The organism is Bacillus sp. FDAARGOS_235, from assembly GCF_002073415.2.
Classification (GTDB): Bacteria; Bacillota; Bacilli; order Bacillales; family Bacillaceae_G; genus Bacillus_A; species Bacillus_A toyonensis.
In genome coordinates this window covers 3,702,398-3,726,367 of sequence record NZ_CP020437.2, presented here as the reverse complement: position 1 = coordinate 3,726,367, position 23,970 = coordinate 3,702,398, and the positions used below count along the sequence as shown (strand labels likewise).

At 36.4% G+C, this 23,970-nt stretch carries 25 protein-coding genes; 7 read left to right on the top strand and 18 right to left on the bottom strand.

The genetic code is table 11. The annotated features are described in order from the left end of the window. Positions 1–50: 50 nt before the first annotated feature. Positions 51–230, top strand: a complete 180-nt coding sequence (locus A6J74_RS21365) for a hypothetical protein (protein WP_000342760.1) — start codon at positions 51–53, stop codon at positions 228–230. 44 nt (positions 231–274) lie between these two features. Here the strand turns inward: A6J74_RS21365 and A6J74_RS21360 are convergent, their stop codons facing one another. The 3 genes from A6J74_RS21360 to A6J74_RS21350 all read right to left on the bottom strand — a co-directional run bounded on the left by A6J74_RS21360 (position 275) and on the right by A6J74_RS21350 (position 3,316). Further along, positions 275–616 (bottom strand): DUF3139 domain-containing protein, encoded by a 342-nt coding sequence (locus A6J74_RS21360; protein ID WP_000470005.1) that lies wholly within the window; start codon positions 614–616, stop codon positions 275–277. A 109-nt stretch (positions 617–725) separates the two neighbouring features. Next, the gene (argH, locus tag A6J74_RS21355) at positions 726–2,114 is read right to left on the bottom strand and encodes an argininosuccinate lyase (RefSeq protein ID WP_000041284.1); all 1,389 of its coding nucleotides are present in this window, start codon (positions 2,112–2,114) and stop codon (positions 726–728) included. Next, on the bottom strand, positions 2,111–3,316 hold the full coding sequence (locus tag A6J74_RS21350) for an argininosuccinate synthase (protein ID WP_000412333.1): 1,206 nt from the start codon (positions 3,314–3,316) through the stop codon (positions 2,111–2,113). Before A6J74_RS21350 ends, argH begins: the two co-directional genes overlap by 4 nt. A gap of 167 nt (positions 3,317–3,483) precedes the next feature. Between A6J74_RS21350 and A6J74_RS21345 the strand changes: the two genes are divergently transcribed. Then, positions 3,484–3,801: a hypothetical protein gene (locus A6J74_RS21345; protein WP_000417202.1), complete on the top strand. Its 318-nt coding sequence runs from the start codon at positions 3,484–3,486 to the stop codon at positions 3,799–3,801. Between the two features lie 28 nt (positions 3,802–3,829). Here the strand turns inward: A6J74_RS21345 and A6J74_RS21340 are convergent, their stop codons facing one another. Beyond that, on the bottom strand, positions 3,830–4,024 hold the full coding sequence (locus A6J74_RS21340) for a hypothetical protein (RefSeq protein ID WP_000910296.1): 195 nt from the start codon (positions 4,022–4,024) through the stop codon (positions 3,830–3,832). An 838-nt stretch (positions 4,025–4,862) separates the two neighbouring features. On the opposite strand from A6J74_RS21340, the gene A6J74_RS21335 reads away from it, so the two are divergent. Next, positions 4,863–5,525 (top strand): YitT family protein, encoded by a 663-nt coding sequence (locus A6J74_RS21335; RefSeq protein WP_001244520.1) that lies wholly within the window; start codon positions 4,863–4,865, stop codon positions 5,523–5,525. A 31-nt stretch (positions 5,526–5,556) separates the two neighbouring features. Here the strand turns inward: A6J74_RS21335 and A6J74_RS21330 are convergent, their stop codons facing one another. After that, a complete protein-coding gene (locus tag A6J74_RS21330; protein ID WP_001256860.1) occupies positions 5,557–6,390 on the bottom strand; it encodes an EcsC family protein in 834 nt (277 codons plus the stop codon). Positions 6,391–6,527: 137 nt separating this feature from the next. Here A6J74_RS21330 and A6J74_RS21325 point away from each other — a divergent pair, with 137 nt between their 5' ends. Both A6J74_RS21325 and A6J74_RS21320 read left to right on the top strand, forming a co-directional pair. Further along, positions 6,528–7,163, top strand: coding sequence for a DUF1796 family putative cysteine peptidase (locus A6J74_RS21325; protein WP_001054281.1), 636 nt, complete (start codon positions 6,528–6,530; stop codon positions 7,161–7,163). Between the two features lie 73 nt (positions 7,164–7,236). Beyond that, positions 7,237–7,671, top strand: a complete 435-nt coding sequence (locus A6J74_RS21320) for an NUDIX hydrolase (protein ID WP_000283515.1) — start codon at positions 7,237–7,239, stop codon at positions 7,669–7,671. Between the two features lie 23 nt (positions 7,672–7,694). On the opposite strand, the gene ackA is transcribed toward A6J74_RS21320, so the two are convergent. The 5 genes from ackA to A6J74_RS21295 form a co-directional block, all read right to left on the bottom strand. Continuing rightward, the gene (ackA, locus tag A6J74_RS21315; protein WP_000034585.1) at positions 7,695–8,888 is read right to left on the bottom strand and encodes an acetate kinase; all 1,194 of its coding nucleotides are present in this window, start codon (positions 8,886–8,888) and stop codon (positions 7,695–7,697) included. Positions 8,889–9,187: 299 nt separating this feature from the next. After that, positions 9,188–10,174 carry a class I SAM-dependent methyltransferase gene (locus A6J74_RS21310; RefSeq protein ID WP_000084373.1) on the bottom strand — a complete coding sequence of 329 codons (987 nt, stop codon included), beginning with the start codon at positions 10,172–10,174 and terminating at the stop codon, positions 9,188–9,190. Positions 10,175–10,373: 199 nt separating this feature from the next. Continuing rightward, positions 10,374–10,874 (bottom strand): thiol peroxidase, encoded by a 501-nt coding sequence (gene tpx, locus A6J74_RS21305; RefSeq protein WP_000024525.1) that lies wholly within the window; start codon positions 10,872–10,874, stop codon positions 10,374–10,376. Positions 10,875–11,008: 134 nt separating this feature from the next. Continuing rightward, the gene (gene ytfJ / locus A6J74_RS21300) at positions 11,009–11,404 is read right to left on the bottom strand and encodes a GerW family sporulation protein (protein WP_000350003.1); all 396 of its coding nucleotides are present in this window, start codon (positions 11,402–11,404) and stop codon (positions 11,009–11,011) included. Positions 11,405–11,416: 12 nt separating this feature from the next. Continuing rightward, positions 11,417–12,055, bottom strand: a complete 639-nt coding sequence (locus A6J74_RS21295; RefSeq protein ID WP_002093186.1) for a DUF2953 domain-containing protein — start codon at positions 12,053–12,055, stop codon at positions 11,417–11,419. A 205-nt stretch (positions 12,056–12,260) separates the two neighbouring features. On the opposite strand from A6J74_RS21295, the gene A6J74_RS21290 reads away from it, so the two are divergent. Further along, the gene (locus A6J74_RS21290) at positions 12,261–13,064 is read left to right on the top strand and encodes an NAD kinase (protein ID WP_000785189.1); all 804 of its coding nucleotides are present in this window, start codon (positions 12,261–12,263) and stop codon (positions 13,062–13,064) included. A 234-nt stretch (positions 13,065–13,298) separates the two neighbouring features. On the opposite strand, the gene A6J74_RS21285 is transcribed toward A6J74_RS21290, so the two are convergent. The 8 genes from A6J74_RS21285 to A6J74_RS21250 form a co-directional block, all read right to left on the bottom strand. Next, a complete protein-coding gene (locus A6J74_RS21285; protein ID WP_000504016.1) occupies positions 13,299–14,870 on the bottom strand; it encodes an amidohydrolase in 1,572 nt (523 codons plus the stop codon). Positions 14,871–14,957: 87 nt separating this feature from the next. Then, positions 14,958–15,389, bottom strand: a complete 432-nt coding sequence (locus tag A6J74_RS21280) for a VOC family protein (protein WP_000600354.1) — start codon at positions 15,387–15,389, stop codon at positions 14,958–14,960. A 102-nt stretch (positions 15,390–15,491) separates the two neighbouring features. Further along, positions 15,492–17,078: an acyl-CoA synthetase MbcS gene (gene mbcS, locus A6J74_RS21275; RefSeq protein WP_000817731.1), complete on the bottom strand. Its 1,587-nt coding sequence runs from the start codon at positions 17,076–17,078 to the stop codon at positions 15,492–15,494. A 176-nt stretch (positions 17,079–17,254) separates the two neighbouring features. Beyond that, positions 17,255–17,452: an alpha/beta-type small acid-soluble spore protein gene (locus A6J74_RS21270; protein WP_000124490.1), complete on the bottom strand. Its 198-nt coding sequence runs from the start codon at positions 17,450–17,452 to the stop codon at positions 17,255–17,257. A gap of 80 nt (positions 17,453–17,532) precedes the next feature. Continuing rightward, positions 17,533–18,747, bottom strand: coding sequence for a tRNA uracil 4-sulfurtransferase ThiI (thiI, locus tag A6J74_RS21265; RefSeq protein WP_000989269.1), 1,215 nt, complete (start codon positions 18,745–18,747; stop codon positions 17,533–17,535). Positions 18,748–18,753: 6 nt separating this feature from the next. Further along, positions 18,754–19,896, bottom strand: coding sequence for a cysteine desulfurase family protein (locus A6J74_RS21260; RefSeq protein WP_000638977.1), 1,143 nt, complete (start codon positions 19,894–19,896; stop codon positions 18,754–18,756). Between the two features lie 234 nt (positions 19,897–20,130). Then, a complete protein-coding gene (gene ezrA / locus A6J74_RS21255; protein ID WP_000377320.1) occupies positions 20,131–21,843 on the bottom strand; it encodes a septation ring formation regulator EzrA in 1,713 nt (570 codons plus the stop codon). A 210-nt stretch (positions 21,844–22,053) separates the two neighbouring features. Further along, positions 22,054–22,893, bottom strand: a complete 840-nt coding sequence (locus A6J74_RS21250) for a LysR family transcriptional regulator (RefSeq protein WP_000362575.1) — start codon at positions 22,891–22,893, stop codon at positions 22,054–22,056. A gap of 124 nt (positions 22,894–23,017) precedes the next feature. On the opposite strand from A6J74_RS21250, the gene A6J74_RS21245 reads away from it, so the two are divergent. Continuing rightward, positions 23,018–23,962 (top strand): DMT family transporter, encoded by a 945-nt coding sequence (locus A6J74_RS21245; RefSeq protein WP_001036042.1) that lies wholly within the window; start codon positions 23,018–23,020, stop codon positions 23,960–23,962. Positions 23,963–23,970 lie beyond the last annotated feature (8 nt).

Below are 23,970 nucleotides of genomic sequence, written 5' to 3'. Positions count from 1 at the left end.
TTTAGAAATAGACGGATAAAATATATATGTTGAAAAAAGGAGGATGCTATATGGATGATTCTGAACGCATTATTTTAGACGTGAACGGCAAAGAAATTGAAATGCTAGATACGATTCGCACTCATTTTAAAGAGAAACACGGCGTTGAACTAAGTAATGGTGCATTACTTCGTGATTTGATGGATATTGAGTATATTCGAATTACAGAAGATCGACATAAGTATGATTAAAAGAAAAACGACTGCAGGCGAATGCCATCAGTCGTTTTCTTTCTTTATTTAAGCTCTTGATGCTTCCCGCCCATACCACCTGGCTCATTGCTATCTTGGTGTACAGTTAGTTTATTTGTTTTCGCATCTTTTAAAACTCTATATGTATATGATTCATTTGGTTCATCTTTAAACTGCACATTCATACCATACGAATCCATTTTGCTATAAAAGGCCGGTTTTATATATAAAATATCACTTTCTTTATATCCTTTATCTTGCAAATGCCACATCATTGCGATAATTGCTTCTTCTCGCTTTTCTTTTTCACCAACATACATATATTTGTCCAAAAGAAACACTTTAGCATTTGCAATTAAGCTAATTAACAATACAATGATAAACACTATTTCTTCATAGATTTCCCCTAAATTGTTATTTTTTACTACATTGTAACTTAAATGCTAGTAAAAAATAAAGTACGCCAGACTTTAATAGACTGGCGTACTTCCCAACTCAATTCTTAATAACTTCTTTCGTTAACCCCTTCGCCTTCTCCAAAGCGTTTTTGATTTGCTCAAACCCTGTCCCACCAGCACTATTACGGCGCTTTACAGCCGCATATGGTGAAAGAACTTCATACAAATCTTCTTCAAATAAAGAGCTCATTTCTTTATATGTTTCAAGTGGGACATCTAATAAATAAATTCCTTTTTGTGTGCAATGTAGAACTAACTTCCCAACAATTTCATGAGCTTGACGGAATGGTAGTCCTTTGTTCGCTAAGTAGTCCGCAATTTCTGTTGCGTTAGAGAAATCTTGGGTCACAGCTTGCCCCATTTTTTCTTTATTTACAGTCATCGTTTCCAGCATGCCTGCCATAATATGAAGGCATCCTTCTACTGTTTTTACTGTATCAAACATTCCTTCTTTATCTTCTTGTAAGTCTTTATTGTACGCGAGCGGTAATCCTTTCATTACTGTAAGTAAACTGAATAAATTACCGTATACTCTGCCTGTTTTACCGCGGATTAGTTCCGCCATATCTGGATTTTTCTTTTGCGGCATAATGCTGCTTCCCGTTGCGTATTGATCGCTCATTTCAATAAATTGAAACTCTTGGCTACTCCATAAAATAAGTTCTTCGCAAAAGCGTGATAAGTGCATCATGAGCATAGATGAGTTACTTAGGAACTCCAATATGAAATCACGATCGCTTACTGCATCTAAACTATTTTCATAGATTCCATTAAATCCAAGAAGCTCCGCACTATATTCACGATCAATCGGGAATGTTGTCCCAGCTAACGCTCCTGCTCCTAATGGCGAAATGTTAATACGCTTTAACGAATCTTCATAACGATTCACATCACGCTCTAACATCCAAAAGTAAGCAAGAATATGATGTGCAAATGATATAGGCTGCGCACGTTGCAAGTGCGTATAGCCAGGCATAATTGTTTCAATATTATTTTCTGCTTGATGAACAAGAACAGTTTGCAATTGTTTTGTAGCTTTTATAATATCTTCTACCTTTTCTTTTATATACAAATGCATATCTGTTGCCACTTGGTCGTTACGGCTTCGGCCTGTATGAAGTTTCCCTCCCACTTCACCGATTTTTTCAATTAACATCTTTTCAATGTTTAAATGAATGTCCTCAGCTTCAACTGAGAAATGTAACTTATTTTGTTTCGCTTCTTCTAATAAATATTGAAGACCTAGCTTTATTTTCTCGGCTTCTTCTTTCGTAACGATCCCTTGCTTTGCTAGCATCGTTACGTGTGCAATACTCCCATTTATATCTTGATTGACTAATTGTTGATCGAAGGAGATGGACGCTCCAAACTCTTCAACCCACGCTTCCGCTTCTTCTGTAAAACGTCCGCCCCAAAGTTTGCTCACGCTTCCACCTTCTTTTGATTCACTTGACTGTATACTTTCGTCGGTAAACCGAATAATGAAATGAATCCAACTGCTGCATCATGATTAAATTCATCCTGGGCAGTATACGTAGCTAATTTCTCATCATATAACGAGTATTCAGATTTACGCCCTTCTACAATCGCATGACCTTTAAATAATTTCACACGCACTGTACCTGTTACATGCTTTTGCGTTTCTTGTAAAAATGCATGAAGCGCTTGTTTTAAAGGAGAGAACCATAAGCCATTATAAATAAGTTCCGTTATTTTCTGTTCAATCACCGGTTTAAAATGTGCTACTTCTTTCACGTGTGTTAAATCTTCCAACTCTTTATGCGCTGTAATTAACGTCATTGCTGCTGGGCATTCGTATACTTCACGAGATTTAATACCGACAAGACGATTTTCTACGTGATCGATACGTCCAACGCCATGTTTTCCAGCAAGGGCATTTAACGTTTTAATTAGTTCTGACAGTAAATATGAAGTGCCATTTAAAGTCGTCGGTACTCCTGCTTCAAATCCAATTTCTACAAACTCTGGTTTATTCGGTGTATCTTCTAATGCTAATGTCATTTCGTATGCATCTTCTGGCGGCGCTGCCCATGGATCTTCTAAAATTCCACATTCGTTGCTGCGTCCCCATAAGTTTTGATCGATTGAGAATGGGCTATCTAAATTAATTGGAATTGGTACATCGTTTTCTTTTGCATATGCAATTTCTTCTTCACGTGACCACTTCCATTCACGTACAGGCGCAATCACTTCTAAATATGGATTCAATGCTTGAATAGAAACTTCAAAACGAACTTGGTCATTCCCTTTCCCTGTACATCCGTGTGCAACTGCAGTTGCGCCTTCTTGTACTGCGATTTCTACTAATTTTTTCGCAATAAGTGGACGAGATAATGCAGAGACAAGAGGATATTTCCCTTCGTATAACGTGTGTGCTTGCATCGCCATCAATGCATATTCATTCGCGAATTCTTCTTGAACATCAATCATATACGATTTAATTGCACCTACTGAAAGTGCTTTTTCTTTTACAAACGCTAAGTCTTTTCCTTCCCCTAAATCTAAACAAAGCGCGATAATATCATAATTCTTCTCTTGTAACCATTTAATTGCAACGGAAGTATCAAGACCTCCGGAATATGCTAATACAACTTTTTTCTTCTCCATTTTACATCCCCCTAAAGAATAAATATTCATTATTTCTTATAATAATTCAAACTTTAACACCTTTCATAAAATGAATCAAGGGGAATTCATAATTTTTTTTCAAACAATTTCGTCGAATTTCTTTCTTTTTTTATGTAAAATAGAGGCAGGAAATTGGAGGTGTGTCTATGGAAAAGTATTTTATATACAATGAACATCTAGGAATTGCAGTGCCAAACATACAAGAAGAATGGGAAGACATCTCTGAAAAAACACAGCATGGTATTTTATTAAAATGGGAGCAAATTCGCGGAAAAATACCTGATCGTATAAAAGAGCTTGAACATTACATTAATCAAAAACAACATCGTTTAAATAACGAAGATAATTTTGAAATTTCCTGTAGGCTTAATTCTGAAATAGCTGATTTAGCCTCTATTATTAACGACCTTTGGCTTTGGTATCGCCTCACCCAAAATGTATCTGAGGGAAAAGCACACCAATGAAAAAAGCATGCCCCTCATTCACTTTGGGTCATGCTTTTTTGTCGTAACAAGCTTTGCAATATATTTCTTGCGCCGTTTTTGCTAAACATACATCAAACGGACCTACTAATATACTTCTTTCTTTCGGCAACTTCACAAAAGCAACTAGCTCTTCTTCATATTCAATCTTTTTCTGACATGAAACGCATTTTAATTCTCTTCTTTTAAACATGTCTTTTAGCATATCTCCACTCTCCCTTTCATCTATCTATATTAATATAATATGTAAAAAAATGACACATTACAAAGTAAGATATTCATATACTATGTACAAAAGGAGGCCTCAAAATGATGCGAGCTTTCATTATTATCGCTTTAACATTTTTAAGTGTGATTAGCTGGGATGCATTTTTTAAAGATAAAGGTGACGAAAACAATACAACTGAATAAAAAACCATCTTTGCTTACTTATTGGACAAACTTCTAAAAACTGTCCAATCCTACAAAATAACTTAGGCTTTTCTACAAAAATATTTAAACATAACAATTTTTGTAGATTCCCTCCGTTTATTGTCGGTTTCCATCCGCATACATTTTTTGAAAGTATGATATAATAATATAAATCTTGAAGGAAGGGATTTTGATATCATGATCGCTCGAAGGAGCATGTGGCATCGTATTGACGAATCATACACGTAGCGTATTTTTCAGCTCAGATACTTTAGTCTAGCGAAAAAAATACGAGAGTGGGGAAATTATGATTGCCCGAAGGATAATTTGGCAAAAAAAAGACTCTTCTTACACGTAGCGTTTTGTTTAGGACTTAATTGTTATTAGCTAAACAAAACAAAGAAGAGCAGGATTGCTAAATGACGAATCCTACTCCACGTTTTGTTTAGTCGTTTTAAGACTTAAACTAAAACGAAGGTAGGGAGAATTGATGGACGAGAGGATTATTCGTTATTTCTTCAGCGACATATAGCGTAGTTAGTTTTTTCGTAAACTAACTGAAAGCTACATGTGAGCTCGTAGTTAGTTTACAACACAAAAAGGACTACTAACTACGGAAAGAAGGAATAACGATGAGGAACATCCAAAGTCGACAAATTATTAAAGAAGTTTTTATGGTTTTAATCGGTTCATTTATTTTAGCGGCAGCGCTATATCACATTCACTTCCAAAACCACTTAACAGAAGGTGGATTTGTAGGTATTGCACTATTCATCCAAAATTTTTATGATATTTCACCATCTATTTCAACTGTAATAATGGATATCCCAATTATTTTACTGTGCGCTTCATTTTTAGGTAAAAAAATGGTTGGCTATTCATTTTTAGGTTCAATTTCATTCGGAGTATTTTATTCCCTTATGGAAAATTATTCTCCATTTACGGTAGATTTATCAAACAATTTATTTATAGCTGCAATAGTTGGCGGTGCTTTAGCTGGTATTGGACTCGGTTTTATATTGCGATTTGGCGGTGCAACCGGTGGAGACGATATTTTAACAATTGTATTAAGTAAACGAACTCGTTTTACAATTGGGCAAATTTTCTTCGTCTTTGACGCGATTGTTCTTGCGCTTTCATTATATTATTTAAATTGGACAGAAATTGCTTTTACTATTCTTTCAATTGCCGTACAGGCAAAAACATTGGATTTAATTTATTATCCAAAAGCAGAAAAAGCAGCAGAAAAGCAACCAGTATCTATTCCAATGACCAAAAAACATGCAACAAATTAAAAAAGCGAAAGGCTTCGGCCTCTCGCTTTTTTTATGATTTTTTTTCTTTCTCCATTATGTGGCGCACTTGATAAAATCGATTGGCAAATTCAGTAACATTTCTTGTTAAACGATAATTTACTGTAGATCCGATTGCCATTCCGATGACTGGGATACCTTGGAATAATTTACGACGAAGAGCATAAATTGAAAATGTTTTCAAAATTTGCTTTAACAAAACTTCGGTAGAGGCTGTTTGTAACACTGCTTCGTCTCCTTCATAAAAGAACGAATCTTCTTGCTCCAGCTCTCGTAGCAAGTTGTACCAAGCGTATTGCTGAAGTCTTCCTGGCAATAATGACGCATGAAACACCTTTAACGCCAGCATCATTTCATAAGGCTTGTTCACATCATGCCCAAACGATGTTGCAATAAGTTGGACAGCCTTCACATTTAACGCAATCATAACCGGAAAATCAGCTGTCAATAATAATAATCCTCCAGCACCCGTTGCTCCGCCTTGCACGAATGAATATAGACGATGACGTGCTGTTTGTTGCTCTGCTATGTATGTTAACTGATCAATAGATAATGCTTTCAAATCTTCAAGTTGTTCAATTGATTCATTAAATAATCTTGATGTTCCTAAAATACGATTACGTGCATCTAATTGTGATTGTGAACTTTGAATCAGTGCATGCAAATGAAAAAGCCATCCATCTGCTTTCGTAAAGAATTCTTTTCGTTTTTTCTCAGGTAATTTCACAACTGTAGTATGTAACCATTTATCAAACACTTTTTGAAAATCGGTCGCTTCTTGCTCAACTAATTGCGCTTCCCATTCCTTTATATTGTCTAAAATGGCTTGTTCTCGCTTCGATCGCATCGTAACAACCACCTCGTTCGATTTTTTTCTATTGTAACATATTTCTGCTTATTCTTTGCAAATATGCTTGTCTATCTCCATTCACATACCATTTTTTAATGACATAAAATATTAGCAAAAAGGATGAGATGAATCACATGAATCTATCCAATATAAAACAAAAGTATAATGCTGTATTTAGCTTAGGACAAAACTGCTGGCCTGCTTGGGCTTTATATCAACTAGGATTATCCCCATTTTTTGGCGTTATTGATTTTATGCTAAGTCCTTCATTAGAGAAAGTAAATTTATTATTACAAAATCGCTTTCACCGTTTTTTAGAATTAGAAAATTTGTCCTTCATCTCATTTTGGGATGATGATGCGAAATTAAGACTACGAGACAACATTTATGAAATTGACTCCTGCCATGACTTTAAAACAGATGTAAATACACCAACTTCTTGGCCTTCTTATACAGATATTAAATTAAATTATGAGCATCGGATTAATCGTTTTCTAACTACAGTAGAAATGGAAGAATCCATATTGTTTATTCGAACCGGGGGAACATATGAAGAAGCACTTTTTCTTGAACAAATTTTATCTCAAATGGTCAAGCATAACTTCTCCGTCCTTTTATTACTTCCTGCCGATGTACCAACTATCACTGAAGAAGATTGGGGATTACAAAACATTTGCGTTATAAAATGCCCAGTGATGGATATATACCAGTACAATGAAGCATTTTGGAAAGAACTATTAGACGGTATTACAATTAGCTCAACAACGTGAATAAAAAGGTGATTTTCTCTATATTTCAACTTATAATTATCCACATATAAATGAATAAGGAGCGATCATATTCATGTACCCACGTGCAAAATCCTTTGGTATTGTTATACATCACAATCGACTTCTACTACAAGAATATAATATAGACAATGAAACCTATTACCGTCCTCTTGGTGGATCAATTGAACTCGGAGAAAAATCAGATGAAACAGTTATTCGAGAGTTTAATGAAGAGCTTCATACAGAAATAGAAATTATCGATTATTTAGGTTGCTTAGAAAACATCTTTCATCTAGATGAGGAAATTGGTCATGAGATTATTCAACTATATTCTTTGCGTTTATTAGACAGATCACTATATGAAATGGAAATAGTGAATATACAAGATGAGCAAACGGCGTCATATGCAAAATGGGTTCCCATTACTGCATTCATTCAGAAGGAAAAATTATTATATCCAGATGGAATTTTAAAATATATTAAAAAGAAAAAAGACGAAATCCTATAGGATCTCGTCTTTCTTTTCATATATTAACCAATATCTCCAAGACGTAGTACGTCACGAGCAATCATAACTTCTTCGTCAGTTGGAATTACGATAATTTTTACTGGAGAGTGAGGGAAGCTGATGAATGCTTCTTCACCGAATACGTTATTGCGTTTTGCGTCGAAGTATACGCCCATGTACTCAAGGCCTTCTAATACGCGCTCACGAATAATTGCACTGTTTTCACCTACACCAGCTGTAAAGATGATAGCGTCAACGCCTTTCATACGAGCTGTGTAAGAACCGATATATTTATGGATACGGCTTACGAACACGTCAAGTGCTACTTTCGCACGGTGGTCGCCTTCTTCTTCTTTCGCAATGATGTCACGTAGGTCACTAGAGTAACCAGTAAGACCTAACATACCACTCTTCTTGTTTAATACGTTAACTACTTCTTCTACAGTTTGGCCTGTTTTTTCCATGATGTATGGAATTAACGCAGGGTCAATGTTACCAGAACGTGTACCCATTGTTACACCAGCAAGTGGAGTGAAGCCCATAGAAGTATCGATAGACTTACCGCCTTCTACTGCTGCGATACTTGCACCGTTACCTAAGTGACAAGAAAGTAGGCTTAAGCTTTCAATTGGACGACCTAATAATTCAGCCGCACGCTCAGTTACGTATTTATGAGAAGTTCCGTGGAAACCGTATTTACGGATACCAAATTTCTCATAGTACTCATACGGTAAGCTGTATAGGAATGCAGATTCCGGCATTGTTTGGTGGAATGCTGTATCGAATACTGCTACTGCTGGTACGTTTGGTAATACTTCTTGGAATGCTTTAATACCAACAAGGTTTGCTGGGTTGTGAAGTGGTGCTAAATCGCTTAATTCTTCGATTTCCGCTAATACTTCATCAGTAATTAAAACAGAATCCGCAAATTTTTCGCCGCCGTGTACAACACGGTGACCGATACCGCCAATCTCATCAAGAGATTTTACGATTCCATTTTCAGTTAATTTGCTAAGAAGCATGTTAACTGCTACTGCGTGATCTGGGATGTTTGTAATTTCTTTTTGTTTTTCGCCATCTACAGTAATAGTGAAGATACTATCTTCTAAACCGATACGTTCTACTAAACCTTTTGTTAATACTGTTTCACTTGGCATTTCAAATAATTGGAATTTTAAGGAAGAGCTTCCTGCGTTAATCGCGATGATTTTTGACATCTAGTCTTTCGCCCCTTTTTCTCTTGGTAGTTGTGTGGATCATTCCACAAACCGCTCGATTTTATCTAATTAAATTCACTCACTATGAAAACGTTTCATCATCAGTAAATTTTATACTCACGATTTTAATTTAAACATCGTCCGACATATATTTCAAGTGAAAAAATTGTAACACCAAGAAAAAAAATATATTACAGATTTCAAAAAAATTCAGTTAAATCTTGTATATATTAAAAAATATGACATATTCTATACAACTGTACTACATTAATCACTAACCCTGTTACATATATATGGTGTTACTTTTGTGTTGCAAACCAAGTATTTAATTGATCCATAATGTTCTCCATAGCCTTCATATTAGAGAATTTAGGTAATTCCACTAGTAGTGCCTGTTTCGGCATTGTTACACCTTGGCCTTTCTTTTGGAGAACAAATATACTTTTTGCATTTTTCTCGTTTTTAAACATGGAAACAGGTAGCTGTAACAAACCTTGAATAAAGCATGTTTCTTTAATAAATGCATGTAGTTTCGGCGCTTGATCACTTTCAAAAATAAAGTTTGGTACTAAGAAGAATAAATACCCGCCTTCTTTCGTATGTTTCACACTTTGTTCAATAAATAAGTGATGCGCATATGACATTCCTTGATCTGCTTTTAACTTATATTCACTCGCACTGATTTCGTTTGGATAATAACCAATTGGTAAATCTGAAACGACTGCATCAACTGGATCAATATAAAGTGGTGCTAGTCCATCTTGATGGAAGAATTCGATTCCATGCTTTTGTAAATTTGCATTTACTAAAGCAAGTTTAATTAGCACTTCATCCACTTCTACACCAAATCCACTCATTGCTAGCTCTTCTTTAGCGCTATTAAATACTGTAGTCATTAAATTACCTGTTCCAATTGCAGGATCTAAAACAGTAATTTCTGTTTTGCCTTGCATAAATTTATGGAATAAGTAGCTCATGAACATTCCAACTGCATCTGGCGTCATTTCGTGATTTGCTTGTACGCCCTCTTTCATTCCTTTTAAAATGGCTAGCTGAAATGCTTTACGAATTTCTTCACCTTTATATGTTTCTTCATTAAACGTACTATATTCACGATTCAACCTTTCAATTGTTGATTCGGATAATTCCTCTTGTAAAATCGCACCTTCAAACAAGTTATCACCTGTTTCTACAAGCGCCTCTAAATATGTTACATCTAATTCTTTACGTAAAACTACCGTAGAAGAATCAAAAATAGAAAATAATGTTTCCACTGTCTGACTCACGTACATTCCTCCTTCTCTCTTTTACACATAACTTATATCATACCACAAAGTGATTTTTTCCAAAAAGAAAAAGCGACCTCCTGTAAAGAGCTCCCTTTCAAGTTATGTATGATATAACATTTTTTCTCATCTATCGTTACCATTCGTAGCAATAGATGAGAAAAAACGACCTCTTTATAAGAGGTCATTTCCTTCCTAATTACTTTGCAGATTTAGCTGCTTCTAATGCTGCTTCATAGTTTGGATGGCTTGTACCTTCGCTTACGTATTCTGCGTAAACTACTTTGTCATTGCTATCTACTACGAATACTGCACGAGCAAGTAAACGAAGTTCTTTCATTACTAAGCCGTAAGCTTCACCGAATGAAAGGTCACGGTGATCAGAAAGTGTTACAACATTTTCTAAACCGTTTGCTGCACACCAGCGTTTTTGAGCGAATGGTAAGTCAGCGCTAATTGTTAATACTTTCGCGTTTTCAATACCTGCTGCATCTTGGTTAAAACGACGTGTTTGTGCATCACATACACCTGTGTCGATTGAAGGTACAACACTAATTAATTTTACTTCGCCTTTGTATGTTTCTAAACTTACTGGAGATAAGTCGTTTGCTAATACTTGGAAGTTTGGCGCTTGATCGCCAACTTTAACTTCTGTTCCAACTAAAGTCATTGGATTACCTTTAAAAGTTACGTTTGCCACTTGAAAATCCTCCCTTATTTAAACAAAATATGTACAATGTAAATGATAGTTTGTCCCCATCGATAATGCAAATAAAATCGCTTTATTTACAAAAAAATTAAAGAAGCTAATCCATTGATTAGCTTCTTTATTCGTTAAATTTGAAATTCAGGATCATCTTCTTTTCGTTTATCCATCATTTCTTTCACTTTATCAACAGCTTGTGGTGCTAATTCAATTATTTTATCAATGACGTGTGTCTGCTTATCTAAGTGTAATACTTTCACACCATCTCCATTTATAACAAGAAAGGCAACAGGATTAATAGAAACTCCTCCACCACTTCCCCCGCCAAATGGATGACGACCTGAATGTTCTACTTTACCAAATTCACTTCCACCAGCAGCAAAACCAAAGCTTACTTTCGAAACAGTAAGAATTACACTTCCATCTGCTGCTTTAATTGGATCACCAACAATTGTATTTACATCAGTCATTTGTTTTAAATGCTGCATTGCGGTTGTCATTAAACCTTGAATTGGATGGTCCACTCTATATCCCCCCTATGCTTGAACAGATTTTTCTGTCATACCAGATTTTTGCTTTCTCATAAACATGAGTAATTTGAATCCTGTTTTTATAGCACGAAATATACGAAAAGATGCTGTTAACTCGCACCTTGATGCAAATCCCTTCCCTTGAAAAACAGGGATAATTTCAAATTCTGGTACATCGACAATATGCATATATTGTCCTATAACTCCAGCAGCCATTCCTTTTGTCCCCCATGCATATCCAGTGACAATTCCAGTACTAGCTGCGTCGCCTGCTCCAATTTGCGTATGCCATTTCCAACCATTGATTTTCACTCGTTTGAGAAAATCTTTAACGATAGTATGAACTTTTTGAAGCCTTTTTATCAGTTCCCCGATGCTGTCAAGTTGCGCCATAATTTTATTATCTATTCCACCGTCCTTTTCAGCTTTTTCGATTTTCTGCCCTGTCTTTTTCTGCTGTTTTTCAATTCTTTCCAACACATCAAATGTATATCGAATCATCCATATTTTCACTTGAAACAAACATTGCTTTTCCATTTCTGAATATAAAAATGTCACTTTAAGCTTTATTTTCGACAATAGTATAAGCAAAATAAAAAGGAGAAGAATTATTATTCCAATTACGAGCCACTTCATACGTATCATCCTTTCACTCCGTACCCATTATCGACAAGTTTATTCATCATTAAACAGAGTTCCGTAAGATTGAATATAAAAATTTTTCTAAAAATAAAAAGGTGTTTTGACAATTTATATCGAAATATATTATTTGAACATATCATCAGGGAACGGACTCTAATGATATGTAGCACGAAAAACAGAAAATTTAACTGCAGTGGAGGGATACATAATGGCAGATCGTCGCAATTTATTTTTCTTTTATGGTGATGACAAAGCAACGCTCGTTGAAAAGATGAAACCAATCTATCGCATTTTAGAAGAGAATGGATTTACCATATTAGATCAACCAAAAAATGCAAACGCTATCGTCAGTGTTGGAGATGATGCAACTTTCTTACAAGCCGTTCGTAAAACTGGTTTTAGAGAAGATTGCTTATACGCAGGGATTTCTACGAAAGATGAAATTTCTTTCTACTGTGATTTCCACATTGATCACGTTGATACAGCCCTTCAAGAAATTACAAAAAATGAAATTGAAGTGCGAAAATATCCAACAATTCAGGTAGATGTAGATCACGGTACATCTTTCCATTGTTTAAATGAATTCTCATTACGTTCTAGCATTATTAAAACATTCGTTGTAGATGTTCACGTTGATGATTTATATTTCGAAACATTTAGAGGTGACGGTTTAGTTGTTTCTACCCCAACAGGAAGTACAGCTTACAACAAATCATTACATGGTGCCGTTGTCGATCCGCTTATCCCATGTTTCCAAGTAAGCGAACTAGCATCTTTAAATAACAACACATACCGTACGCTCGGTTCACCGTTCATCTTAAACCACGAACGTACACTAACTTTAAAACTTAAACCAGACGGTAACGATTATCCTGTTATCGGCATGGATAACGAAGCGCTTAGCATTAAACAAGTTGAAAAAGCTGTTGTACGCTTAAGCGATAAACAAATTAAAACAGTAAAATTAAAAAACAATTCCTTCTGGGAAAAAGTACAGCGAACATTTTTATAGTATTAAAATAACCGCAAAATTATGGGAATCCCATAATTTTGCGGTTATTTATTTATCCCGATTGGCGCGGCCAACAATCTCTCGCTATCCGGTCGCTATTCTTGTCAGTTTTTGTCGGTAAGTCGATATATTTTAATAATCGCTGATATATTTCGAGTTACGGTCGATATATTTCAATAATCGCTGATATATTTCGAGTTACAGTCGATATATTCCGATAATCGCTGATATATTTTACGCATCTTTTCTATAAACAACCTGGCCATCAATGACGGTCATTTTCGCTTGTACTTCTTTTATTTCTTCTGCCTCTATTTCAAATATGTTTCGATCTAATATCGTAAAGTCTGCTTCATATCCTTTTATAATTTGTCCTCGCTTCGCTTCTTTTCCTATTGCATAAGCACTTCCTGTCGTAAATAAAGAAACAGCCTCATATGCCGTTAATCTTTCCTCAGGCATATAGCATACACCGTCAATAAAACTTCTACGTGTAACAGCGCTATATATGCCTAAAAACGGATTCACTTGTTCAATAGGAGCATCTGAACCACCGTTGCAATGTAAGCCTGCGTCCAGTAACGTCTTCCAAGCATATGCGTAACGAAGACGACGCTCGCCTAGTTTTTCAATGACTGATGGAAAATCTGATGAAACAAAGACCGGTTGAATATCAATAATAGCTGGCAAGTGTTTCATTCTTTCAATCAACTCTTCACGAGCTAGCTGGCAATGAATAATACGGTCACGTACCCCTTCTGCTGGTGGATGTAATTCAAGCGCATCAATGACATATTCAAGCGACAAGTCACCGATAGTATGAATGGCAACTGGCATATGTAAATCACGTGCTTTTTTCACTAAACTTGCAAGCTCTTCACGTGAGAAAATCGCAACTCCATTTGTTTCCTTCGCATCTTCATACGGTTCACTTAATAAAGCAGTTCTTCCGCCAAAAGAACCGTCAGAAAAAATTTTCATCGCACCAAATTCAATATAGTGCTCATTTTCATATTCTTTTCTTTCATTTGCTACTTCATGATGAACGAGTAAATGCGCTTTAAATGGCATTTCTTTTATAACGTAAGAAAACGCATTATACGTTTTTCTAAAACCACCGTAATAATTTAAATCTTCCGTATGCCCACCAACGATTCCATATTGCCAGCAGTCTTTAATCGCTGTTTGCAAAGCTCTTTGTAAATAAGCTTCATCAATTTCAGGCTGAACGTGTTTCATTAATTCTTGTCCTTGTTCATATAAAAGCCCTGTTAACTTATTTGATGCATCCCGGCCAATTTTCCCGCCTTTCGGATCTTGCGTCTCTTCTGTTATGTTCGCTTCTTGCAGTATGTATGAATTCACCCATGTAACGTGACGACAAACTCGTTTTAATAAAATGGGATGTTCTTTCGAAATTGCATCTAAATCACGTGCATGAACATCTTTCGTATCTGTAAAGTTATTTTCATTCCAGCCTTCTCCGATAATCCAACAACCTTTTGGCGCGTCTTCTACTTGCTTCTGAACAAGAGTAAGTACTTCGCCATAAGATGTACAATTTGATAAATCTAGACGGAGTAACCTCTCTCCATGCCCAATAAGATGCATATGACTATCAACGAGACCTGGAATCATCGTTTTGCCTTCTAAATCGTGCAATTTAACCGTAGTAGCATATCGGTCTTCTAACTCTTCTTTACTCCCGACATCAACGATCACACCGTTTTCAACATAAACAGCGTCTACTTTTTCACTCTCTTCTCGCATCGTGTAAATGGTGCCGCCATACCAAATTTCTCCCATATGCTCATCCCCTTTTTCCCTTTAGTCTACGAGATTAATCCGTATAAAAAAAGCACCATTTGAATTAAAAATGGTGCTTTCCCAAAATTATTTTTGTTCAGTAGTAGACGTTGTAATTTGCCATTCAATGCTAAATTTATCTTTTAGTTGTCCGTATGCTGGGCTCCAGAACGTTTCTTGAAGTGGCATAATAACTTCTCCACCCTCTTGTAACTTTTCGAATACTTCTTTTGCTTTTTCTGCATTACTAATTTGAATTGCGATTGTTACTTGAGATCCGATTGCATGCCCTTGACCTGGGAATGTATCAGAAATCATAAGGTCCGTATTACCAACTTTTAAAGTAGCATGTAAAACGCGCTCTTTCGCTTCAGCTGGAATCGGGTATTCTGGATTTTCAGGCATGTCACCAAAAGTTTGCATTACTTCTACTTTTGCGTCTAATGCCTCTTTGTAAAACTGTACAGCTTCTTGCCCACTACCATCTAAAACTAAGTACGGATTAATACCTAAAATCATACGGACACCTCTTTTTTTAGTTTATAAAATCGAACTTGTGTTCGTTTTTATAATATCATCGTTTTACATTTCATTCAACAATTTACTTGTCTATTTTCAAAATTATTTGGAAGGGAGCTCCATCTCTTGTTTTCTAAGTTCAATACGACGAATTTTTCCGGAAATCGTTTTTGGTAGTTCATCTACAAATTCAATTTTGCGAGGATATTTATATGGTGCAGTGAGTTCTTTCACGTGTTGTTGGAGCACTGGAATTAATGTTTCTTCGTTCTTTTCTATATTCTCTCTTAATACGATAAATGCCTTCACGACACTCCCTCGAATTTCATCCGGACTTGCGACAACCGCACATTCTCTTACGTAAGGATGTTTTACAAGTGCATCTTCAACTTCGAACGGCCCGATTGTGTAACCAGAGCTAATGATAATATCATCTCCACGCCCTTCAAACCAGAAATAGCCGTCTTCATCTTTTTTCGCTTTATCACCCGTAATATAATAATCACCACGGAATTGCATCGCTGTGCGTTCATCATCTTTATAATATTGCTTAAAGAGGGCTGGTGTTTCAATATGAACTGCAATATCGCCAACTTCTCCTACCTGCACTGGGATTCCTTCTTCATTAACGATATCAACATGGTTTCCTGGCGTTGGTTTCCCCATTGATCCCGGTCTAATATCCATCCCTTTCATTACGCCAACAAGTAATGTATTTTCCGTTTGCCCATAGCCATCTCTTACTGTAATATCAAAGTGCTTTTGGAACGTTTCAATGACTTCTCTATTTAACGGCTCACCTGCGGATACAGCGCTATGTAACGCTTCTAAATTGTACTCAGTCAAGTCTTCTACCTTTGCCATTAATCTATACTCAGTCGGTGTACAACAAAGCACATTCACCTTATTATCATCTAATAAATTTAAATACGTTTTCGGTTCAAACTTACCGTTGTATACAAATCCTGTTGCCCCTGAACCGAGAGTGGCTAAAAACGGGCTCCAAATCCACTTTTGCCACCCTGGGCTAGCCGTTGCCCATACAACATCATTCTCTTCAATTCCGAGCCAATTTGGGGCGCTCGTACGTAAATGAGCGTATGCCCACGCATGCGTATGAACAACTCCTTTCGGGTTTCCTGTCGTCCCTGACGTATAAGATAAAAAGACCATATCTTCTTTATCGGTTTTCGCCATTTCTAACATGTCACTTTCTGTTTCTAATGCTGTTTTTAAATTGATCCATCCGTCTACTGACTGCTCGCTCAGAACGAACTTTTGAAGAGATTCCATCGCCCCTATGTTATCAAACTGTCCGATATATGGTTCATAACTTACAATCGCTTTTACTTCTCCGTGTCCAATGCGGTATTCAATATCTTTTTTACGCAACATTTCCGAACTCGGAATTACGACAAATCCTGCTTTAATCGCAGCGATATACGTCATGTAAGCTTCAATTAAACGCGGCATCATAATAAGGAGCTTGTCCCCTTTTTGTAAGCCACTTTTTATAAAAGCGTTTCCAATTTTATTTGCACCTTGCATTAATTCAAAATATGTAACTTCTCGTCTATTCCCTTTATCATCTTGCCAAATTAAAGCAAGCTTCTCTTTATCGTCTGTATATTTCTCTATTTCTGAAACTAAATTATAAGATGGTGGTGCCAACAATTCCTCTCTCTTCATAAACATCCTCCTTTTTCTTTATGCCTCCCTTATATAATAAAGAATTTTCAGTAAATTTTGAACCCTCTTCTTTTGACAATTTTTTTATGCTTTTGTCGAAATGAATTTATACTAATACGAATAACAAAAAGAAAGAGCGGGGAGAACCCGCTCTTTCTAAGCCATTGTATATGGAATTATTTTTGGAAACCGCCTAATTGTTGCTCAGCTAGTGAAACTAGACGTTTCGTAATTTCGCCACCAACAGAACCGTTAGCGCGAGATGTTGCATCCGCTCCAAGTTGAACACCAAACTCTTGAGCGATTTCGTATTTCATTTGGTCTAATGCTGATTCAGCACCAGGAACCGCTAATTTATTTGTGCTACGTGCCATGTTATATCACCTCCTTGTGAGTATAGAGTGTGATAAATAACATGACTTCATACACATTTTAGATATGGTAATTTATGGTTTTAGAAAAGTTCTTCGAATTTTTCTTCTTCCGCTACTACTTCTACCGTTTGTAATACCATTGTTTCTTTGTTTGCTACAGCTTCTTCGATTAATGGTGTGAAATCATATTTCGCTTCAAAACGATTCGCTTTTTCACGCTTCGGCTTCGTCGCTGGGCTTGCTGGTGTGAATACTGTACAGCAATCTTCGTATGGACGAATTGAGATATCATATGTGCCGATTTCTTCAGCGATTTTAATAATTTCTAATTTATCCATCGTAATAAGCGGACGAATAACAGGATAGTTTGTCACTTCATTAATCGTATGCATACTATCTAACGTTTGGCTCGCTACTTGTCCAAGACTTTCACCAGTCGTAATTGCAAGTGCATTACGCTCCTCTGCAATCTGCTCTGTAATACGCATCATCATACGACGCATTACTGTCATAGAATAACTAGATGGAATTTCTTTATTAATCGTTTTTTGCACTTCAGTAAATGGAACAAGGTGAAGTGTTACACGTTTACAGTATTTCGTTAACTCTTGTGCTAAATCGATTACTTTTTGTTTCGCACGCTCACTTGTGAAAGGTGGACTATGGAAGTGAACTGCCTCCACAGATACGCCGCGTTTCATCGTTAAGTACGCTGCTACTGGGCTATCAATACCACCAGAAAGAAGTACCATTACTTTTCCGCCAACGCCAACTGGTAAACCGCCAGCTCCCATGTGCTCACCACACATAATATAGCTGTAACCACTGCGAATTTCTACACGTACATTCACATCTGGATTATGGACGTCTACTGTGATATCCTCTGTATTTTCTAAAATATGACCGCCAATTTCTGGAAGTAACTCCATCGTCTTCATTGGGAAACGTTTATCAGAACGGTGCACTGTAATTTTAAATGTTTTCACATCATCTTTTACTTGTAAGAAAGCTGCTAATGCACCTTTTTTAATATCTTCTAATTCTGATGGTACTTTCATCGCTAAATTAAACTTATGAATACCAAATACATCTTTCAATCTTTCAGCAATTGCTTCATGGTCTTCGCCATTTAACTGAATGTACATACGGTCATGTGTTGCATCGATTTTAATGTTTGGGAATTTTTTCAGTTTGAACTTAACGTTATCTTTTAATGTGCTTACAAATTTAGAACGGTTCTTACCTTTTGTCGTCATTTCTCCGTAACGTACTAAAATATATTCATATGTCATCATATTTCTTTACCTCATCACTTCATATAATTTTGGCATTGTCTCTTTTACAATACCTTCAAATTGTTTTACTTCTTCCATCGTGTTTTCTGGTGCTAGACTAATACGAATAGCGCTTGCAGCAGCTGCATGCGGTACTCCCATTGACACTAACACTCTGCTCACTTCATTTGCTTTTGAAGAACAAGCAGACTTCGTTGATACATATACACCGTGTTCTTCTAAAGCATGAACGACCACTTCCGGTTTTAAACCGACAAACGACACATTTAAAATGTGTGGTGCTGCATATGCAAGCGACGTATTAATTGTTACATCTTCCATTTCTTTAAAGAAACGTACAAGCTCTGTTTGTAAACTTTGCAAATGAGCTATCTTTTCTTTCACTTGTTCCATTGTCATGCGAAGTGCTTTCACCATCGCTACAATGCCAGGTAAGTTCTCTGTACCAGAGCGATACTTAAGCTCTTGTTGGCCACCTGATAAAATCGGATCTAATCTTACGCCATCACGCACGTAAAGAAGACCTGTTCCTTTTACACTGTGGAATTTATGCCCAGATATTGAGCAAAGGTCAATATGCGAAGCATATAAATTAAACGGTACTTTTCCTATCCCTTGTACATGGTCCACATGGAATCTTATTTTCGGATAATTCGATAATAACGTTCCAATTTCAGCAACGGGCTGAATTGCTCCAGTTTCGTTGTTCACATGAATAATTGAAACAAGAATTGTATCTTCACGAAGCACTCGCTTCACATCCTCTACCGATACAACACCATGCTCGTTAACCGGTAAATATGTTACATCAAACCCGAGTTCTTCTAATTGCTTATATGCCTCAAACACAGACGCGTGTTCAATATTTGTTGTAATGATATGTTTGCCGCGCGAACGATTCCTCATCGCTATCCCTTTAATCGCAAGGTTATTCCCTTCCGTTCCACCCGATGTGAAAATAATTTCAGAAGGTTTTACGTGAAGAAGCTGCGCTGCAATCGTTCTTGATTGTGTTAATAGACGCTCTGCCTCTCCTCCAAGCGAATGAATAGAAGAAGGATTTCCAAAATATTTCCCAGCAACCGTTACGTACGATTGAAGGGCTTCTGGATATGGCTTCGTCGTCGCACTATTATCAAAATAGATCATCATTCTTCCCCTTTCAGCGCTATCACATCATATAATCATATCATAAATACGTGTAATTACGCTAAGACTACACAAAGGTTCCGTTTTATCCCGATTGGTGAAGGCTAGTAATCAGTGGGGATGAATCCCCCCACTGATTACAGTTTCACTTTATTTTGAAACGAATAACCTTACTGTATTCCGCTATTCATTATAGCAACATCGCCTTCAAAATTACACAAAAAAACAAACCCTTTATGAAAGGGTTTGTTCATTGTCTACATATTCAGCTATTTTTTGAACAACGCCAGGTTCAAGTTGCTCTAGTACAGAAGCCGCTTGTTCTAAAGCTGCATCGTATTGATATTCACGGAATAATTTCTCTGCATAATTTAAGCTTTCTGCAAGATTTTCATCATGACTGCGGTAACGGTTTCCGTATTGAATTAATTTTTCAACTAAATACGCTTGTCCAATTAACTCTTCTGTCATTTCAGCTACACCGTTAACAGTTGTGTATGCTTCTTCTAAACTGCTATTTACAGCATGCATATTTAACGGTTTTATTTCTAATTGCTCATATACAGCTTGCATTGCCATTTGCCCTCTTTGTAAATCTTCCATAATACTCACTGGAAGACCTGGCAAATTCGACTTTTGCATAAAGCGTTTCGTTTCAAAAATTGTATTGCGCATTTCCTGCAACTTCTCACGCGCTTCAAATTCTTCTTTACGCATCGTTTGTAGCATTTCTTTATATTCTGCATGAAGTACTTTTAAAGTTTCACATTGCTCATAAACCTCTTCTAGTTCCTCACGAATTATAGAGAATGCAATATCTTGTTCAGCAACGCGTAATTGCATCACTTCAAAACGTTTCATTAAAATGTGCATTTGCTTTTCAATTACTTTTTGAGACTCAATATCCTTATCTTGTAACTGATAGCTTTGTTTCACAAGTTGCGTTTCTGCTTTCGTTTCAATTGTTTCTTCACGAAGTTCTTCTAAATCTTCATAAACAGAAAGTGTTTTTTGCTCTACATAATGTCTCGCATGCACTTCTTGTTCTAGTTGATCATAAAAACCGTCTAAACGAGTTTTTAATTTTTCTACTTTTTCAGCCGCTTCCGTTATATGAAGCTCCTGTATATCCATTAAACATGTTTGTAGTTGTGTCGTCATATCGCGGACTTCTTTAGGGATTTCCAGGTAATCTAATACATAACCTTGTCTTACCATATCATTATGTCCGTGTAATAAATCTTCCAGTTGAACTGGTAACGTTGCTTGACACTCTACCAATAAATCTGGAATTTGGTGAATAATGATTTCTAAATTAGCTAAACCTTCTTCCAAACTAATAACAATTTCTCTCGCTTTTAAATAGTCGCCATTATTTGTTGCTTCTTCAAAATTATTAAATTTATTAGATTCGGCATCTAGCATCTCTTCAATTCTCTGCTCAGCTGCTCCATACATGTGTCGATGGGCAAGAACACTCTTTTTCATACTACGATATGTATCACGTAACCCTTCAATTTCCGAGCTATTTTTTTCATGGCTTTCTAACAGTTGCTGTAATTCATTTAAAATGTCTGTAATACGATTATCAGCGTCATCTAAACCACTTATGGATTCGTTCATCGCATGCTTTGCTTTGCGGAAGGAGAATTGCGAGGCGAATTTTCGCGCTTGCCCTAAATCTTTTTCAGCTTTTGGAAGAGTTGTTGATACGATTTCATCCCACTCTTCACGCCATTTACCAAACAGTTCTTCTGTTTGACCTGTCATGTTCAAATCTTTTACTCGCTTTAGTTCATCTGCTACAGGTTTATCTTTTATTTCTTGTTTCCACTGCTCCAGTGCTTCAATATCTTTATATGAACGATTTCTTATCACAAGCTCTATCATGAGCAGCACTAGAATAGAGCTTACTACAATGATAACGATCGTCAGGATAGAATCCATGCAAAAAAGCCTCCTAGTTATATCTCTTTTTTTGTCCGTTCCGTTTATGAAATGGAAGGCATTATGTATAAAAAGGGAATTCCCCTATATTTAACAACTAACAATGTACTAATCATACCATGTAATGACGTGTTTTTGACCTAGTTTTTTTTAAAATTTCATGTTTCTTTAAATGCAATTGTAATCTTTCTTAATCTTCCGCCCGCTTCACTACCTATCCTCAAATGATTGCCATAACGGGCACTCTTTCATATGAGATACGAAAGAGATTTTGCGCATGAGTGGGGGTTCAACAGAAATTACATGCACATTCCCCTGCTTTACCGCTTGCTCCACTGACATTTCTGGAAGTAAAGTGATGCCAAGTCCAGCTCCGACCATCGCAAGCATCGGTTCTGCATAAGAAGTTTCAAACGCAATGATTGGTTTCGCACCTATACCTTGAAACATGTTCATAATCATTTTCCTTACATCACATATTTCTGGGTACACAATTAATTTCTCATGTTCCAAACCTTCCATTCGGATTATTGTTTTCTCTTTATAAGGATGATCATTTGAAACTACACAAACAATTTTTTCCTCCCGCATTTCTTTTATATATGTAGCGCCTTCTACTACTGAATCAATGAACATCGCTTCAATCTTCCGTTCTTTAAACAATTCCATTAATACTTTCGTATGCTCAATTTTCCATTCTATTTCGAATCCATCACCTAATATATCTTTGCATTTCGATATGTAATACGCCGCTAAACTTGGCAATATACCTATCGAAATTCTCCGTTTCTCTTGATACTTCTTCATCTCCGTTTTCACTTCATGTATTTGTTCCAAAATCGGTAACATTCTTGCTATAAATATCTCACCAGCCTCTGTTAACTCCACTCCTTGAGCAGAACGCTTGAGTAAAGTAACCTCTAAATCCGCTTCTAATCTTTGAATTTGTTTACTAAGCGCTGGTTGTGAAATATGTAAAAGCTTACTTGCCTTTGATAAACTGCGCGTATGCTTTACTTCCATAAACGATCGTACTGCCTCTAAATCCATCATATACACCTCTAACAAAAAGTTATAACTGTTATAAAAAATCGATATTTCCTTCTATAAATCATTACTCTTTATACTTATTTCATCAACTTACTATAACGAAATGTAAAGGAGAATGGTACTCTTGAACAAAAAACAAATGCTCTTCGGATCCCTCCTATGCTTACTTGCCGTAACTGCCTGGGGATTTATGTTTCCTGTAATGGCAAATGCCTTACAATTTATCGATCCGTTCTTTTTCACAACTATTCGCTACGGATCTGCAGCTATTATTTTTCTTATTTTGCTATTAATCACTGAAGGGACACATTCGCTCCGCTTAGAAAAACGAACACTTTCTTTATTTTTTTACGGAACAGTCGGTTTCGCTGGATATGGTTTTCTCGTTTTCTACGGACAACAACTTGCCGGACCTCCTGGAGCAATCCATGCAGCGATGATTCAGTCTCTCATGCCACTAATTGCCTTATCATTACAATGGATAACAAAAAATAAGCGTCCACAAAACTACACTTTTCTTTGTATGTTCGTTGCATTACTCGGTGTTATGCTTGTCATTTCAAAAGGAAATATTCACTTATTATTTGGAGCTGCAAGTCACTTATCTACGAATATATTGATGTTATGCGGCGTTACTTGCTGGGTCATTTATACAAATGGCGGTGCTCGTTTTCAATCTTGGTCACCACTTCGATATACAACGTTAACTTGTTTGTTCGGTTCAATGTCACTCATCGTTATTGTCACTTTATTAACTTACACAAACGTCATTACTGTACCATCATTACGCACAATTGTGAGCGTTCGTTTTGAACTCTTTTATATGTCGATTATTGCAGGTGTTATCGCTGTGTTTTGCTGGAATATGGGGAATCGCTATATTTCATCTATTAACGGCATATTATTTATGAATTTAGTTCCTGTCCTTGCACTTATTGGTTCCATATTTCGAGGTTATACGGTCGACAAAATCGAAATTGCCGGAGCCTCATTAACAATTATTGCGCTATTATGTAACAATTTATGGCAAAGAAAAGAAACTACAAGAATCCCCACCTCGGTTCGTTAGGTGGGGAT